General features: G+C 61.7%; 1 protein-coding gene. It reads right to left on the bottom strand.

Annotation, left to right across the window (positions count from 1 at the left end; genetic code table 11):
- Positions 1 to 627 (bottom strand): condensation domain-containing protein (locus tag SQ11_RS14505; protein ID WP_041514911.1); only part of this gene is annotated, 627 nt, incomplete at both ends.

The raw sequence follows: 627 nt of genomic DNA, 5'->3' as shown, positions 1-627 counted from the left end.
CTCGCGCAGATGGTTGTACATGACCTGGAATAAAGGATTCTGGTTCAGGTTGCGCTCGGGCTGGAGCGCTTCAACCAGCTGTTCGAATGGCAGGTCCTGATGTGCCTGCGCGCCCAGCGCCGCTTCTCGCGCCTGGTCGAGCAGGACCTTAAGGGAGACCCGGCTGTCGATGCGGTTACGCAGCACCTGGGTGTTGACGAAGAAGCCGACTATGCCTTCAACCTCAATTCGGTGACGATTGGCGATCGGAACGCCCACGCGTATGTCATCCAGCCCGGTATAACGCTGCAACAAGGCCTGGAAACCGGCCAGCAGCGCCATGAAAAGCGTGGCACCCTGGCGTTGGGCCTGGCGCTGCAATCCCGCCACAAGCGGAGCGGGCAGCACAAAAGAAAAGCGCGCTGCGCGATAGCTGGCGGTGGATGGCCGGGAATGATCGGTTGGAAGCTGCAATACCGGATGATCCTGTCCCAATTGGGCGCGCCAGTAGGCCAGCTGCCGGTCTTTCTCGCCCGCTTCCAGCCAGTTGCGCTGCCACACGGCATAATCGGCGTACTGGATCGGCAGGGCCGGCAAGGAAAGTTCCTGTCCCTGCACGCGCGCACGGTAATGGGCGGCAAACTCGTC

Source organism: Nitrosospira sp. NpAV (assembly GCF_000832065.1).
Classification (GTDB): domain Bacteria; phylum Pseudomonadota; class Gammaproteobacteria; order Burkholderiales; family Nitrosomonadaceae; genus Nitrosospira.
The sequence above is the reverse complement of the archived record's forward strand: the minus strand, read 5'-3'. Positions and strand labels throughout refer to the sequence as shown.